This is a genomic window from Rhizobacter sp. P3_B12 (assembly GCF_056402895.1).
Map to the genome: position 1 here is coordinate 1 of NZ_JBFUGN010001691.1, position 634 is coordinate 634.

General features: G+C 73.2%; 1 protein-coding gene. It reads left to right on the forward strand.

All coding sequences use genetic code 11. The features are described 5' to 3' along the window. The coding region (locus AC1D01_RS37705; protein WP_477875067.1) for a type IV pilus assembly protein FimV at window positions 1–634 on the forward strand (634 nt) is incomplete at both ends.

A 634-nucleotide genomic window follows, 5' to 3' on the forward strand; every position in this document is an offset into this window, starting at 1 on the left:
AGGTCAAGCCGGGCGACACGCTGTCGCGCATTGCCGGTGCGAACAAGCGCCCGGGCGTCTCGCTCGACCAGATGCTGGCCTCGCTGTACCAGGGCAACCCGGACGCGTTCCTGAACAGCAACATGAACCGGCTGAAGGCCGGTGCCGTGCTGGCCGTGCCGTCGGCCGAGACCGCGAAGGCGATCACGCCGGCCGATGCGCGCCAGCTGATCCAGGCGCAGAGCGCCGACTTCGGCGCCTACCGCCAGCGCCTCGCCAGCGGCGTGGCGCCGTCGAAGGTCGAGGGCGCGTCGCGCCAGACCAGCGGCACCGTGCAGGCCGAGGTCGACGACCGCAAGAAGGCCGCCGCCCCGACGCCGGACAAGCTGACGCTGAGCAAGGGCAGTGCGTCCACGGAAGCGAAGGTCGCGAAGGAGCGCGAGGCGAAGGAGAACTCGTCGCGCGTCGCCGAACTGTCGAAGAACGTCGAAGAGCTGAAGAAGCTCGGTCAGGCCTCGGCCGGTGCCAAGGCCGGTTCGCCCGCGCAGGCGCCCGCGCCGGCCGCGGTGAACGTGCCGGTGAAGCCGCCGGTGGTGACGCCGCCGGCCCCGCCTGCGCCGGTTCCTCCGCCGCCCCCGCCCCCGCCGCCTCCCCC